The organism is Roseovarius mucosus DSM 17069, assembly GCF_000768555.3.
Lineage (GTDB): Bacteria > Pseudomonadota > Alphaproteobacteria > Rhodobacterales > Rhodobacteraceae > Roseovarius > Roseovarius mucosus.
Map to the genome: position 1 here is coordinate 320,932 of NZ_KN293980.1, position 12,716 is coordinate 333,647.

Annotated in this window: 14 protein-coding genes; 7 read left to right on the top strand and 7 right to left on the bottom strand. The window is 64.1% G+C overall.

Annotated elements, in window-relative coordinates; all coding sequences use genetic code 11:
* Window positions 1–181: 181 nt before the first annotated feature.
* The gene (locus ROSMUC_RS12710; RefSeq protein ID WP_037274080.1) at window positions 182–571 is read left to right on the top strand and encodes a DUF983 domain-containing protein; all 390 of its coding nucleotides are present in this window, start codon (window positions 182–184) and stop codon (window positions 569–571) included.
* Window positions 572–592: 21 nt separating this feature from the next.
* Window positions 593–1,285 (top strand): NUDIX hydrolase, encoded by a 693-nt coding sequence (locus tag ROSMUC_RS12715; RefSeq protein WP_037273608.1) that lies wholly within the window; start codon window positions 593–595, stop codon window positions 1,283–1,285.
* Window positions 1,286–1,497: 212 nt separating this feature from the next.
* On the opposite strand, the gene ROSMUC_RS12720 is transcribed toward ROSMUC_RS12715, so the two are convergent.
* Together ROSMUC_RS12720 and ROSMUC_RS12725 are read right to left on the bottom strand one after the other, a co-directional pair.
* Complete coding sequence (locus ROSMUC_RS12720; protein WP_037274083.1) at window positions 1,498–2,400, bottom strand: EamA family transporter; 903 nt, start codon at window positions 2,398–2,400, stop codon at window positions 1,498–1,500.
* A gap of 33 nt (window positions 2,401–2,433) precedes the next feature.
* On the bottom strand, window positions 2,434–3,450 hold the full coding sequence (locus ROSMUC_RS12725) for a ribose-phosphate pyrophosphokinase (RefSeq protein ID WP_037274086.1): 1,017 nt from the start codon (window positions 3,448–3,450) through the stop codon (window positions 2,434–2,436).
* Between the two features lie 102 nt (window positions 3,451–3,552).
* Between ROSMUC_RS12725 and ROSMUC_RS12730 the strand changes: the two genes are divergently transcribed.
* Both ROSMUC_RS12730 and ROSMUC_RS12735 read left to right on the top strand, forming a co-directional pair.
* Window positions 3,553–4,152: a 2-hydroxychromene-2-carboxylate isomerase gene (locus ROSMUC_RS12730; protein WP_037274089.1), complete on the top strand. Its 600-nt coding sequence runs from the start codon at window positions 3,553–3,555 to the stop codon at window positions 4,150–4,152.
* Between the two features lie 4 nt (window positions 4,153–4,156).
* Complete coding sequence (locus tag ROSMUC_RS12735) at window positions 4,157–4,969, top strand: alpha/beta fold hydrolase (RefSeq protein WP_052115338.1); 813 nt, start codon at window positions 4,157–4,159, stop codon at window positions 4,967–4,969.
* A 52-nt stretch (window positions 4,970–5,021) separates the two neighbouring features.
* Here the strand turns inward: ROSMUC_RS12735 and ROSMUC_RS12740 are convergent, their stop codons facing one another.
* On the bottom strand, window positions 5,022–7,895 hold the full coding sequence (locus ROSMUC_RS12740; RefSeq protein WP_037273610.1) for a calcium-binding protein: 2,874 nt from the start codon (window positions 7,893–7,895) through the stop codon (window positions 5,022–5,024).
* A gap of 166 nt (window positions 7,896–8,061) precedes the next feature.
* Between ROSMUC_RS12740 and ROSMUC_RS12745 the strand changes: the two genes are divergently transcribed.
* Window positions 8,062–8,562, top strand: a complete 501-nt coding sequence (locus ROSMUC_RS12745) for a L,D-transpeptidase family protein (RefSeq protein ID WP_037273614.1) — start codon at window positions 8,062–8,064, stop codon at window positions 8,560–8,562.
* Between the two features lie 3 nt (window positions 8,563–8,565).
* Here ROSMUC_RS12745 and ROSMUC_RS12750 read toward each other — a convergent pair whose 3' ends face one another.
* Both ROSMUC_RS12750 and ROSMUC_RS12755 read right to left on the bottom strand, forming a co-directional pair.
* Window positions 8,566–8,955: a YbhB/YbcL family Raf kinase inhibitor-like protein gene (locus tag ROSMUC_RS12750; RefSeq protein ID WP_037273616.1), complete on the bottom strand. Its 390-nt coding sequence runs from the start codon at window positions 8,953–8,955 to the stop codon at window positions 8,566–8,568.
* 78 nt (window positions 8,956–9,033) lie between these two features.
* Window positions 9,034–9,687 carry a YggS family pyridoxal phosphate-dependent enzyme gene (locus ROSMUC_RS12755; RefSeq protein ID WP_037273619.1) on the bottom strand — a complete coding sequence of 218 codons (654 nt, stop codon included), beginning with the start codon at window positions 9,685–9,687 and terminating at the stop codon, window positions 9,034–9,036.
* 113 nt (window positions 9,688–9,800) lie between these two features.
* Between ROSMUC_RS12755 and ROSMUC_RS12760 the strand changes: the two genes are divergently transcribed.
* On the top strand, window positions 9,801–10,304 hold the full coding sequence (locus ROSMUC_RS12760) for a DUF3576 domain-containing protein (RefSeq protein WP_037273620.1): 504 nt from the start codon (window positions 9,801–9,803) through the stop codon (window positions 10,302–10,304).
* Here the strand turns inward: ROSMUC_RS12760 and ROSMUC_RS12765 are convergent.
* A complete protein-coding gene (locus ROSMUC_RS12765; protein WP_037273622.1) occupies window positions 10,285–10,923 on the bottom strand; it encodes a cation efflux transmembrane domain-containing protein in 639 nt (212 codons plus the stop codon). The two genes, ROSMUC_RS12760 and ROSMUC_RS12765, sit on opposite strands and share 20 nt — an antisense overlap.
* Window positions 10,924–10,997: 74 nt before the next feature.
* Here ROSMUC_RS12765 and ROSMUC_RS12770 point away from each other — a divergent pair, with 74 nt between their 5' ends.
* Window positions 10,998–11,450, top strand: a complete 453-nt coding sequence (locus tag ROSMUC_RS12770; protein ID WP_037273624.1) for a MerR family transcriptional regulator — start codon at window positions 10,998–11,000, stop codon at window positions 11,448–11,450.
* On the opposite strand, the gene ROSMUC_RS12775 is transcribed toward ROSMUC_RS12770, so the two are convergent.
* Window positions 11,411–12,652: a glycosyltransferase gene (locus tag ROSMUC_RS12775; RefSeq protein WP_037273625.1), complete on the bottom strand. Its 1,242-nt coding sequence runs from the start codon at window positions 12,650–12,652 to the stop codon at window positions 11,411–11,413. The two genes, ROSMUC_RS12770 and ROSMUC_RS12775, sit on opposite strands and share 40 nt — an antisense overlap.
* Window positions 12,653–12,716 lie beyond the last annotated feature (64 nt).

Genomic DNA, 12,716 nt, shown 5'->3' on the forward strand with positions numbered 1-12,716 from the left:
GCCCCATCTGCGGGGTGTTTCCGAGGTCTCTAACGCGGGGCGCTGCCCGCTCCGTCGCGAAAGCTGAAATTATTTGCAGGCGTGATGCCGTCTTTGCGACATCGCGCCGCAAGGACGGTCTGTCACCTTTCCTCTATGTCGCGCTTGCGCCATGTTTGCGCAAACGCTTAGCGAGGCCCTTATGCGCGATACGACTGTAGTTCCCACCGAACGTGACCTCTGGCCCGCGCTGCGCCGGGGATTCGCGCGCAAATGCCCGAATTGCGGCAGTGGTCCGCTCCTGAGCAGCTATCTCAAGCTGCGCGATACCTGCCCGGTGTGCCGCGAAGACCTGAGCCATGCGCGCGCCGATGATGGCCCGGCCTATCTGACGATTCTGATCGTGGGGCATCTGATGGCACCGCTGCTGCATATTGCGTTTGTGCAATTCCGGCCCGAACCATTGGTGCTCTTCACGATATTCGCTATTGGCACCATCGCGCTGTCGCTCTACCTTTTGCCGCGATTGAAGGGGGCCATTGTGGCCTTTCAATGGGCGCGGCTGATGCATGGGTTCAAAGAGAGCCACTAGCCCCGCTACAAAGGGGCAGGCATGACCGTGATAGACAAGACCGCCATTCGCGACGCCGCGACCGTGATCGTATTGCGCGACCCTGAGCGCCCGCATGTCCTGATGGGGCAGCGCGGGGCCGAGGCGGCGTTTATGCCCAATAAATTCGTCTTTCCCGGTGGGGCGGTGGATGCGGGCGACGCGGATATTCCGCTGGCGCGTCCATTGCCGCCGCTTTGCGCCGCGCGTCTGACCGAGGATTGCGACCGCGATCTGAGCCATGCGCTTGCCGCAGCAGCCATCCGGGAGCTGTGGGAGGAAACCGGGCTGGCGTTGGGCATGCCCGGTGCCTGGCCGGGGGCGGTTCCCGACGATTGGGCGGGCTTTGCCGCGCGCGGTCTGTTGCCGGTGGCCGATCCGCTGCAATTCGTGTTTCGCGCCATCACCCCGCCGGGGCGACCGCGCCGGTTCGATGCGCGGTTCTTTCTGGTGCATGCAGAGGCCTTGGCCGGGGACCCCGACGATTTTTCCGCCGCCTGCGAGGAATTGAGCCATTTGCAATGGATCCCGCTGGAAGAGGCGCGCGGGTTTGACCTGCCGTTCATCACCGAGGTGGTGCTGGCCGAGGTCACGGCGCGGGCCCATGACCGCAATCCGCCCACATCGGTGCCATTCTTTCGCAATGACGACGAAGAGAGCCTGTTTTTGCGGCTGAAGGGTGCGGCGGCTGGGTGAAGGGGGGCTGCCTGAGGTTCCCTTTGCGCGGAATCAAGGTGCCGCAGGCACCGCCGCGCGGTGCCCGACCGCCCCCCGGGCGGGCGCCTTTGCAACGGCTCATCTCATTGAAAACGCGGAAGACTTGGCTGGCATAAATTGCCCACCACTTCTGTCGGAGCGCCCTCCCGCGGTCGGGCCCCGCGCGGCTCAGCGTGAGAGGCCATAGCCCCCTACCTAAGCGCCACCACTGCAATCACCGAGAGGGTGATCAGCGCAATCCCCCACCCTTCGCGCCGGGTAATCCGCTCGCCAAAGAAGAGCACCGAGGCGAAGAGCGAAAAGATGACCTCGACCTGTCCGACCGCAAAGACCATCGCCGCGTTTTGAAGCGTGAAGGCGGTAAACCAGCACAGGCTGCCCGCCATGCCGGTCAAGCCCATCCAGACCGCCGTGCGCCGGGCCGCGATGACACGCCCGACCTGTCCGGGTTCGCGCCACATCAGCCAGAGCGTGAGCGCCACGGCCTGCATCACCGTCACCATCATCAGCGAGAGACCGGCGCGCAGGAGCGGGTCCGCGCTGGCAATCTCAAGTGTGGCGCCGCGATAGCCCACCGCCGAGACTGCAAAGAACGCGCCTGAGGCCAGCCCAAGCGCTGCGGCGCGATTGCCAAAGCGCCGCCACCAGCGGCCCTCGAATCCCGGCGTCTCTGACAGGATCAGCACCCCGATCAGCCCTAGTAGGATCGCGCCGAGGCCTAGCCATGTGATCCGGTCGCCCAGAATGACGAGGCCGACAAGGGCGGTCTGCACCACTTCGGTTTTCTTGAAGGTGATACCCACCGCGAAATTACGCTCGGCAAAGAGCGCGACCACGCACCATGTCGCGAGAATCTGCGCGAGCCCGCCCGCCACGGCATAGGCCCAGAAGAGCGGGGTGTAGCCCGGCCAAGTGGCACCGGTTGCAGCCAGATAGCCCATCGAGAGCGCCACAACGAAGGGTGCGGAGTAGAAGAACCGCGCCAGCGTTGCACCACCGGCGCTGAGCGCGCCCATGCTGAGATGCTTTTGCAACATGAAGCGCAGCGTTTGAAACGCTGCCGCCGCGATGGAGAGAAAGATCCAAGGCTCCATGCCGGTCACGCGCCGCGCGTGGGCGCGGGGAGCTTAGCCGCCAAACTGACCTTCATAGACCGGCTCAAGCGTCGGCGTATCAAAGAGTGAGGACACGCTGGTGCCGTTCCAGATGTTGAGGATGGCCTGAGCAAAGACGGGCGCCGTCGGAATGATGCGGATGTTGGGCGTGGCTTTGACCGCCTCGGTGGGCAGTATCGTGTCGGTGATGACCATGGATTTGAGGACTGATTTGGTGATCCGTTCGACCGCCGGGCCGGACATGACGCCGTGGGTGGTATAGGCATGCACCTCGCGCGCGCCATTTTCCAAGAGCACCTCGGCGGCCTTGCACATGGTGCCGGCGGTGTCGCACATGTCATCGACGATGATGCAGATCTTGTCGGTCACATCGCCGATCACGGTCATTTCCGCCACTTCGCCCGCCTTTTCGCGGCGCTTGTCCACGATCGAGAGGGGGGCGGTGATGCGCTTGGCCAATTCCCGCGCCCGCGCCACACCGCCCACATCCGGCGAGACGATCATCACATCCTGCATCCGGCCCTTGAACTGGGTCATTATGTCCAGCGCAAAGATCGGCGAGGCATAGAGGTTATCCACGGGAATGTCGAAAAACCCCTGAATCTGGGCGGCGTGCAGATCCATGGTAAGCACTCGTTCGATCCCCGCCTCGACGATCATATTTGCCACCAGCTTGGCCGAAATGGGCGTGCGTGCCTTGGAACGGCGATCCTGACGGGCATAGCCGAAATAGGGGATCACGGCGGTGATGCGCGCCGCAGACGACCGGCGCAGCGCATCGGCCATAATGAGCAGTTCCATCAGGTTGTCATTGGCCGGGTTCGACGTGGGCTGGATGATGAACATATCCTCGCCGCGCACATTCTCGTAGACCTCGACAAAGATTTCCTGATCGTTGAAGCGTTCGATCCGGGCGTCGACCAGACCGACATTGACGCCGCGATGCATCGACATCCGCCGGGCAATCGCCGTGGCAAGCGGCAGGTTGGCATTGCCCGAAATGAGCTTGGGTTGCGATGTGGCTGGCATGATGGGGTCCCCGGCTGTGCAATATGACAGATTCGTGATGTTGACACCGCTTAGCATGTGGTCATGCTCAGGCAAAGCGATGCAGCAAGGGAACGCGCCGAAATGGCTCATATCGACTATTATTTTTCGACCCTCTCCCCCTACGCCTATCTGGCGGGCACGGGGCTTGAGGAGATTTCGGCACGGCATGGGGCCAGCATCACCTACAAACCGCTCGATATCATGGCGCTTTTTGCGCGTACGGGGGGCACGGCGCCTGCGGACCGGCATCCGGCGCGCACTGCCTATCGCGCTCAGGAATTGCCGCGTCAGGCCAAGCGGCGCGGCATGGCGCTGACGCTCAAGCCCGCCTTCTGGCCCACCAATCCTGCGCCCTCGTCCTATGCCATTATCGCGGCGCAGGCCGCGGGGGGTGGTGATCTGGGAGGGCTGGTGCAGTCCATCCTGCGCGCCTGCTGGGCCGAAGAGCGCAACATCGCCGAGGATGAGGTGATCCGCGATTGCCTGACACGCGCCGGGTTCGATCCCGCCCTGGCCGACAAGGGTCTTTTGAGCGGCGCGGAAACCTATGCCGCCAATCTCGAAGAGGCGGTCGCGGCGGGCGTCTTTGGCTCGCCCTTCTATGTGGTGGACAGCGGTCAGAACTTCTGGGGTCAGGACCGGCTTGAGGATCTCGACCTGCATCTGGCGGGCAAGCTCTGATCCCATGCCGGCGGGGCTGAGGGGCGGGTTTCCGACCCATTGGACAGAGTTGGGCAGCGGGTCGCGCCGCGCCTTGGCGATCCACTGCTCACTGTCGCATGGTGGCAGCTGGGGGCCTTTGGCGCGCGAATTGAGCGGCGCGCTGCGGCTGACGGCGTTCGATCTGCCGGGGCATGGGCAGAGCGGGGCATGGGCGGGCACGGGCGAGATTCAGGCGGTCAGCACCGCGATGGCGGCGGATTTTCTCGACAGGCCCACGGATGTGATCGGTCATTCCTTTGGCGCGACGGTGGCGTTGCGGCTGGCGGTGGAGCGCCCCGATCTGGTGCGCTCGCTGATTCTCTACGAGCCGGTGTTCTTTGCCGTGGCCTTGCATGATCAACCGGCATTGCGCACAGGTCACGAGGCCGAGATGGCCGACTATGCGGCAGGCATGGCGACGGGGGATTTTCTGCGGGCGGCCGAAGGGTTTACCCGCGTTTGGGGCGACCGGCGCGGCTGGACGGCGTTGCCTGAAGGGGCGCGGATGGCAATGGCGGCGCAGATGCCGTTGATCGAGGCCGCGACCGATGCGCTCTACGGGGATTCCGGCGGGATGCTGTCGAGCGGTGCTTTGGAGAGGATCGGCGTGCCGGTTCTGCTTATGGAGGGTAGCGCCTCGCCGGCGATCATTTCCGCGATCAACGCGGGTCTGGCGGCGCGCATACCCGAGGTGCTGCGCGTGGTGGTGCAGGGCGCGGGGCATATGGGGCCGATCAGCCATGCGCGGGTGGTCGCGGAAGAGATTCGGGGATTTCTTGGTGGGATGAAGGGTTAAAACCGGGTTTTAAATCGCGCGGCGACGCTCCGCGCCCTGTGCCGCGCTGTGGCTACATCAAATCACTGAGCGCCACAGCCTGACCCGGCGCATCGGCGAATTCGACCGCTTCGACATCGACCAGCACGACCGCGCCTTGCGGTCCCTCAAGGATCACCCGCGCGCCGTCGCGCCCGATTCCGTATGCGTCCCGCCCCCCCGGCAGAATGGCCAGATCGCGGCCCGCGCCGCCGTGTATGCGGTCAGCGCCACCGCGGCCCACGAGCGTATCATCGCCCGCACCGCCCAGCAGGATATCGGCCTTGGCCGTGCCCTCAAGGCGTGCGCCCTGCGGTCCGGCGCTGCGCGTCACGCCGTGCAGGAACGCATCCGTTGGCCGCCCGGTATCCCACTGGGGCGCCAGCGCATTGGCGCGCATCAGCGCGGCCCAGCGGGGGGTCGTGTCGTCGAGATGCCTGAGCGCGCCCCAACTGCCCCATTTTGACGGGGCCGCCACATCAACGAACGCGTTGAAGAGCGTGCCGCCTGCCACTGTCCACCCCTCCAGCAATTCGTCATAGAGCGCGCCCATCTGCGGGCTGTAATTGAATCCGACAAAGAACTCTGTCAGCGTGTCATTCTCGACCGCAGCGCCCTGGCCCACCACATGCGTGCCGCCCTCATACATCACCAGCCGCAGGTCGTGCCGGTCCGCCACCCCGGCGTGATAGGGCAGGGTGTCGCGCAGCAACTCGCCCAAGGAGCCCTGTCGCAGCGCCTCGGCGGCCAGATCATAGGCCAGATCATAGCGATGCGTGGCAAGATATGTTTCAGGGTCCGCGCCGGTTTCGGCCGCCTTGGCGCGGGCGATGGCTGCGCTCGTGGCGATCCAGCCCAAGACGGTGTCTTGCTGATCCTCGCCGCCCAACTCATAGCCGAAATAGCCGGTGACGGCATAGGCATCAAAGCGATCGACCGGAGGCGCGGTCAGTTGCCCGTGCTCAAGCGCCAGAGGGGCCATCAACAGCGGCTCTTCCAGCCCCGGCCAGCCGGTATGGGTGCCGACCACGATCTGCAAGCGGTTCTCTTGCCCCGCGAATTCCGCGCGCCAGATGTCGGCCATTTGCGCCGCGCGCAGGCCCGCGAACTGCATCCAGGCGTCGTCGCCCGCGTCATCGCCCCAGAGGGCCAGCGCCTGATCTCGGACCCAAGCGGTCTGGGGAAACATGAAATTCCATACCTCGTTGGAATATTCCACATGCGCGTGCAGTTCGGGGGCCAGATGGTCGCGCAAATAGGCGGCAAAGCCTTGGATATAGCCGTCATCGGCCATATGCGGCATGTTCACCCATGGGTCGGCCCCGATTTGATTGGCGAGGGCAACCATCACCTCGACCGGCACGCCGCGCCAGACATAAGTGGCATCCTGCGGCAGGGGGCGATCCTGCCAAGTGATCTGAGGCGCGCCATTGGTGAACATCCAGTCCATGAAGCGGATTACGCGCAGGTCTGCGACTTTGTCGATCCAGAGCGGGTTGAAGATCACGCCAAGCTCATGCAGCGCCAATTGATCCTCGCGCACGACCGTAATGTTGCGAAGTGGATCGGCGGGATCGGTTTCCAAGAGGCTGAGCGCCACCGGGCCATCGCCCGGCGTCACATCGAAGCGCACCTCGCGCTTGCCATAGTCATAGCGCACGTTATCGGCCCGTCCCACCACCCGGATCACGCCGGTGCCGGTGTAGCGCAGCACATAGCGGCCCCTCAGATGGGTGGCCCCCTCGGGCTGGTCGGTGAGAATGAACGCCTCGAGCGCCTTGGCCCCGTCGGGCAGCGCGAGCGGCCAGCCGTATTCGTCGAGATAGCCGCCCGCCAGAAGCGCCTCGGTCGAAAACGCGCCCCATTGATCGGAGGTGTGACCGACCCAGGGCCGCGCGGTCTTCATCAAATCGACGAAAGGGTGCTGGCTCGACCAGTCCGCGATGCCGTTCAGCCCCATGCCGAGGCTGGGGTTTGGCAGACCGACGCCGGGGGCGATGTCTGCCTTGGCCTCTTGCGCCGTGGCCGCCGCCGCTGCGGTATCGCGCAGGCCGAGAGCTTGGGCGATTTCCTCGGTGAGGCGGACGTACTTCTCTCGCAGGGCTGGATGCAGGCTCTCGGGCAGGTCAAACGCCGACGGCGCGGCGGTCTCGTAGAGCGCGGTATAGGTGACGAGAGCGGCCAGAAAATATTGCGTGGCGGTGCCGTGCGGCGCCTCGTCGGAATAGAGCGCCTCGACGGGGATATCCTCCAAGAGGCCGGTTTGCAGGCCTGAGAGCACGGAGGACACCGGCAAAAGCGTGATCTGGACATCCGGCCGCGCTGCCTGCAACGCCGATACATAGGCGCGGAACCAGTCGTGATAATCGCTGAGGGCATAGCCATGCCAGCGCCGCAGGTTGCGGTTCGAGGGGGGAAAGCCCCGGCTAAAGCCGCCCATGTCGGGCCAGCCTTCGTAGATCACGATACGCGCGCCAGGCCAGTCCGTCATCGCGCCGTCGATCACGTCGAGTGTCATCGACACCGGGCTGGCATTGGTGGGATTATCGCCTTCAAAGGCCGCATCAGGCGCTTGATACTGAATGAAATTCGCGGGCGTGATGAGGACGGTATCGGCGGCGCCGCGTCGCGCAGTCACGCCCTCGAAGGACCAGTTGGGGGCCACACCCTGCGCCGCGAAATCCCGCAAGAACCCCCATTGACCCGAGAGCGCCAGATCCCGCCCGCCCGCCCGCGCCAGCCGCGCCAGCCAATAGGGCACATTGGTGGCCGGATCGTCGCTGAGGTGATGCACCAGCGAATTGCCGAAAACATGCGCTGAGAGCGCCGCGCGCTCGGCCTGGGCCGGGCCAGTGCCCTGAGCGCCCATGATGAAAAGCGCCCCGATGAGGCCAATCAGATGTCGCACGGTTCGTTCCCCCTGTCTTTGCCCCAATATAGAGGCGGGGCGCGCATCTTGCCACTCTCTGCGGTGGCATGGGGGAGGGGCGGGGTTTTGAGTATTTTTGCCAAGAAGAAGGCAAGGTTCGGCACTTCCCGCTTTGACTGCGAAACGGGATCGGGCAAAAGAGGGCATGACGCCCGATGATCTGGTTCTCACCCCTCTTGGCCTGCGGTTTCGCGGGCGGCGCTATCCCTGCACCTTGGGGCGTGGCGGGGTGTCGGCGCGCAAGCGAGAGGGGGATGGGGCAACGCCGCAGGGCGAACATCGCATCGTGGGCCTCTTGTATCGTCCGGACCGCATGGCGCGGCCCACCGATTGGGCGGTGCCGATCCGGCCCGGTGATCTGTGGTCGGATGACGCGGGCGATGAGGATTACAATCTCATGGTGCGCGCGCCCTATCCGCATAGCCATGAGGTGCTGCGCCGCGCCGATCCGCTCTATGATCTGGTGTTGATCACCGATTGGAACTGGCCGCAGGCGGTGCGGGGGCGCGGATCGTGCATCTTTGTCCACCGCTGGCGGCGGCCCGGCTATCCCACGGCGGGCTGTATCGGGCTGCGCCCCGACCATCTGCTGCATATCGCGCGCCAGATTACCTATGGCGCGCGGTTGATCGTGCCGCCGCGCTGAGGCTTATTCGGGATATTTTCGCGTTGCGGTGGCGCGGGCCAGAACCTTTCTGTCGGCGCGGGCCGTGGCGGTCCAGACATAGGTGTGCACACCGCCCGGCGGACAGGGGCTTTTGTATTTGAAGGCTCCGAAAGGTAATTTTCCGTCACTCCCGACCTTCAGGCGACCACCGCCGTGGCTATAATTGGGCGCATCGCGATCCTTGAGGGTGAATTCGATCGAGGTGGTGCCAGCGGGAACGCCGCGTAGAACAAAGGCGGGGCTGCCGACGGTATTGGGATTGCCTGTGCGGCAGGATGGAATGTCGCCCCACTCAAACGAGATGGTAAATTCTGCGGCGGCCGTGGTTGCGGACAGGGCAAGCGCGGCAAGGGACAGGGAGAAAAGGCGCATGAATTTCACTCCGGATGGATGACTGTCTGAAATGCTAGACGAACTCACCCAATCTGGCAAATTTCCAATGTCGTTGCCTCAGCCGTAATCGCGTTCGCCAAAAATGGCAGAGCCCACGCGGATATGCGTGGCACCTTGGGCAATCGCGCGCTCAAAATCGCCACTCATGCCCATCGAGAGGCCCGAGAGGCCGTTGCGTGCCGCCATTTTGGCCAGAAGCGCGAAATGCAAGGAGGGTTCCTCTTCGACCGGGGGGATGCACATCAGCCCCTTGACCGGCAGATCGAGCGCGCGGCAATCCGCCACGAAGCCATCCACATCGCCGGGCAAAACGCCCGCCTTTTGCGGTTCTTCGCCGGTATTGACCTGCACGAAGAGGTCCGGACAGTGCCCCATTTCCTGTGCCAGTCGTGCGATGGCCTGAGCGATCTTGGGGCGGTCGACGGAATGGATGGCCTGAAACATCTCCATTGCCTGCCGGGCCTTGTTGCTCTGCAGGGGGCCGATGAGGTGCAGGATGATGCCGGAATAGCGCTCTTGAAAGGCGGGCCAGCGGCCGGCCGCCTCTTGCACGCGGTTCTCGCCAAAGACCCGATGCCCTTGGTCAAGAACGGCGGCGACGCGATCCTCGGGTTGCACCTTGGAGACAGCGATCAATTCCACATCCCCTAGCGCGCGCCCTGCTGCGGCGCAGGCCTTGTCCATCCGTGCCCTGATTTCGCTCAGACCCATGACCGTCCTCTTTCATTGCCTTGGCTCTTGCATGCCACAGGGGCCGCCCCCGGCACAAGTGCGCGACAGGCTGTCAAACGGCTTGCCCCTTGGCCCCGCCTTGGATAGTAGAGATGGAAACAATCCCGGACGGTGCCATGACCCTTTCGCGTTTCAAGATCTTCGGCCTGACGGCGGCCTGTCTCGTGCTTCTGAGCGGGTGCGGCGGGTTCAAGAACGCCACGCTCGATGACGAGGCGATGCGCGTCAAGGGCGGGCGCGAGCGGCAGGTTGCCGCCGACGATGGCTCTTTGCTCGATGCGTTTCGGGGGGCCAAGGACACGGTCAAGGTCAATCGCTTTCTCTGGACGGCGTCGCTTCAGGTGCTGGATTTCCTGCCGATCGAGGCGGCAGATCCCTTTACCGGCGTGATTTCCACTGGATATGGCACGCCGCCGGGGGGTGGTCAGGCGTATCGCGCCACGATTCTGATCAGCGATCCGGCGCTGGATGCGCGGGCCCTCAATGTCGCGTTGCAGACCCGGGGTGGCCCGGTCGATGCCGCCACCGAGCGCGCCGTCGAGGATGCGATCCTCAACCGCGCGCGGCAATTGCGGATCAACGCGGCGAAGTTCTGAGGCTCGCGTCAGGCTGACGGCGCTCTTGCAGCGCCTGTCGGATGATCTGTTGCGATGAATTGACAAATAGTGCGGCCATGAGGCCGGCCACGATCAAGTCGGGCAAGCCAGTGTCCGTGCCCCAAACCGCGAGCGCGGCGAGCATCACCGCAACATTGCCGATGGCATCGTTGCGCGAGCAGAGCCAGACCGAGCGGACATTGGCATCGCCGTCCTTGTAACCCATGAGCAAAAGCACGCTGGCCACATTGGCGCCCAGCGCCAGAACGCCGATGGCCCCCATGATCCCGGCCTCGGGCACGCCCAGATAGAACAGCCGGTAGACCGTGCTGCCCAGCACCCATAGCCCCATCGCCATGAGGCTGAGACCCTTGAGCAGCGCCGCCGTGGCGCGCACGAGGAGGGTTGCACCGATCACGGCAAGCGAGAGCCCATAGGTCAGCGCATCGCCGAGAAAATCCAAGGCGTCGGCCTTGAGCGCCTGCGATTGCGCGGTCTGGCCTGCGATCATTTCCACCGCGAACATGGCCGCATTGATGGCGATCACCATCCAGAGCCGCCGTTTGTAGGCGGATGAAAGCCCATCGAACCGGGCCTCATGGCCACAACATCCCGCCATGCCGCACCTCCTTTGCATTTGCGTCAGGGGCAATGTAATCTCTCTAGTCACTAGAGGTTCAAGAGGGTTTTGCGATGTTTCTCTCGATTGGCGACCTGGCTGCGCGCACGGGTGTCAAGGTGCCAACCATCCGCTACTACGAATCCCGTGGCCTGCTTGCGGCCCCGGTGCGCAGCGCGGGCAATCAGCGCCGCTATGGGCGGGCAGAGTTGGAGCGGCTGGGGTTCATTCGCCATGCCCGCGATCTGGGCTTCTCGCTCGAGGCGATTGGCGCGCTGATCGAGTTGCAGGATCACCCGGACCGCGCCTGCGCGAGCGCCACCCGAATCGCACAAGGCCAGCTTGGGGCCGTGCGGGAGAAAATCCGCCGGTTGCGCGCGCTCGAATCCGAGTTGGCGCGCATCGTGGAGGGGTGCACAGGTGACGGGGCGGCGCGCGATTGTTATGTGCTGGCGTCTTTAGCAGATCACGACCTGTGCAGCCGGGATCACCCGGCCGATGCCAAATCCTCGACCCAGCTGAGCTGACGCGGCAGGCAGATGCTGCGCAGGTCATAGTGCGCGCGGATCAGGTCGCGGGCGTTTCGGCCCAGTCGTGCCCGCTCGCCCTCATCCTCCAACAGCGCGCAAATCTCGTCCACAAGGGCCGTGCGGTCGAAGAAATCCACTAGCCGCCCGGTTTCGTTCTGGGTGATGACCTCGCGCACAGGTTCGGTATCGCCCGCGACAATCGCCGCCTCGCAGGACATCGCCTCCATCAGCGACCAACTGAGGACAAAAGGATAAGTCAGGTAGACGTGCACCCGGCTGACCTGCAAGAGCCGCAGGAATTGATCATAGGGAATACGCCCGAGAAAACGCACCCGCGCCCAATCGGCATCCGAAATCTGACCGCGGACCTCGTCGATGAAAATCTGTTTCCATGTCTGCGCCTTGGGGGGGCGTGCGCCATAGCTCACTTCGTCCCCACCTACGATCAACACCGTGGCATTGGGACGCTCGCGCAAGAGGCGGGGAAGCGCGCGCATGAAGACGTGATAGCCGCGATAAGGCTCTAGGTTGCGGTTGACGAAGGTGATCACCTCATCCGCGCGGGTCACATCGCACAGGCCCTCGATGGTCAGGCGCACATCGGGCAGGGGGGCGGCCTGAACCGTGTCGATGCCATCGTGGCTGACCGTGATCCGGTCGCGGAAGGGCTGGGGAAAGGTATCGGCCTGAAAGCGGGTTGGGCTGATCCCGGCATGTCCGGTCTCGAAATGCAGATGGTTGTTGATGTTCTTCATCCGGATGCGCAGCGCCTCGGCCTCGGTGTTCTTGGCCGCGAATTCGGGATCGAAGTTGAGATGCGGATACCCTGCGAGGTGATACAGCTCGCAATAGAGGCCCAGTTTCGCATTTGGCCAGACGTCGCGCAGGAAGAGCGACTCGCCCCATCCCGGATGCGCGAGGATGAGATCGGGGGTATAGCCCTGTTCGCGCAGGGCCACCGCCGCGCGCCAGCACGCTTCGCCGCGCGTGACCTTGGTATCGAGGTCGACCAGCCAGGGATGCAGGCTCTGCGCGTCGCGCTTGGGCAGGGCATAGGGGATCACCTGCACGCCCTGCCATTTGGTTGCCTCTTTGACCCGCAGGGTGAGGGCGACGCAATGATGCCCCTGGCCTGCCAGAAGCGGCGCCAGATGTTTGTATTGGCCGGGGAAATTCTGATGAATGAAAAGGATTTTCATGGGTATCCGCATGTCAAAGGTCAGGTGCCGTTATAATCAGACGTTCCGCCCGCGCAAACCCCTT

Excerpts from the sequence above, each read along its gene's own strand:
- ROSMUC_RS12710 (WP_037274080.1), top strand. The coding sequence starts at position 182 with ATGCGCGATACGACTGTAGTTCCCACCGAACGTGACCTCTGGCCCGCG.
- ROSMUC_RS12715 (WP_037273608.1), top strand. The coding sequence starts at position 593 with ATGACCGTGATAGACAAGACCGCCATTCGCGACGCCGCGACCGTGATC.
- ROSMUC_RS12720 (WP_037274083.1), bottom strand. The coding sequence starts at position 2,400 with ATGGAGCCTTGGATCTTTCTCTCCATCGCGGCGGCAGCGTTTCAAACG.
- ROSMUC_RS12725 (WP_037274086.1), bottom strand. The coding sequence starts at position 3,450 with ATGCCAGCCACATCGCAACCCAAGCTCATTTCGGGCAATGCCAACCTG.
- ROSMUC_RS12730 (WP_037274089.1), top strand. The coding sequence starts at position 3,553 with ATGGCTCATATCGACTATTATTTTTCGACCCTCTCCCCCTACGCCTAT.
- ROSMUC_RS12735 (WP_052115338.1), top strand. The coding sequence starts at position 4,157 with ATGCCGGCGGGGCTGAGGGGCGGGTTTCCGACCCATTGGACAGAGTTG.
- ROSMUC_RS12745 (WP_037273614.1), top strand. The coding sequence starts at position 8,062 with ATGACGCCCGATGATCTGGTTCTCACCCCTCTTGGCCTGCGGTTTCGC.
- ROSMUC_RS12750 (WP_037273616.1), bottom strand. The coding sequence starts at position 8,955 with ATGCGCCTTTTCTCCCTGTCCCTTGCCGCGCTTGCCCTGTCCGCAACC.
- ROSMUC_RS12755 (WP_037273619.1), bottom strand. The coding sequence starts at position 9,687 with ATGGGTCTGAGCGAAATCAGGGCACGGATGGACAAGGCCTGCGCCGCA.
- ROSMUC_RS12760 (WP_037273620.1), top strand. The coding sequence starts at position 9,801 with ATGGAAACAATCCCGGACGGTGCCATGACCCTTTCGCGTTTCAAGATC.
- ROSMUC_RS12765 (WP_037273622.1), bottom strand. The coding sequence starts at position 10,923 with ATGGCGGGATGTTGTGGCCATGAGGCCCGGTTCGATGGGCTTTCATCC.
- ROSMUC_RS12770 (WP_037273624.1), top strand. The coding sequence starts at position 10,998 with ATGTTTCTCTCGATTGGCGACCTGGCTGCGCGCACGGGTGTCAAGGTG.
- ROSMUC_RS12775 (WP_037273625.1), bottom strand. The coding sequence starts at position 12,652 with ATGAAAATCCTTTTCATTCATCAGAATTTCCCCGGCCAATACAAACAT.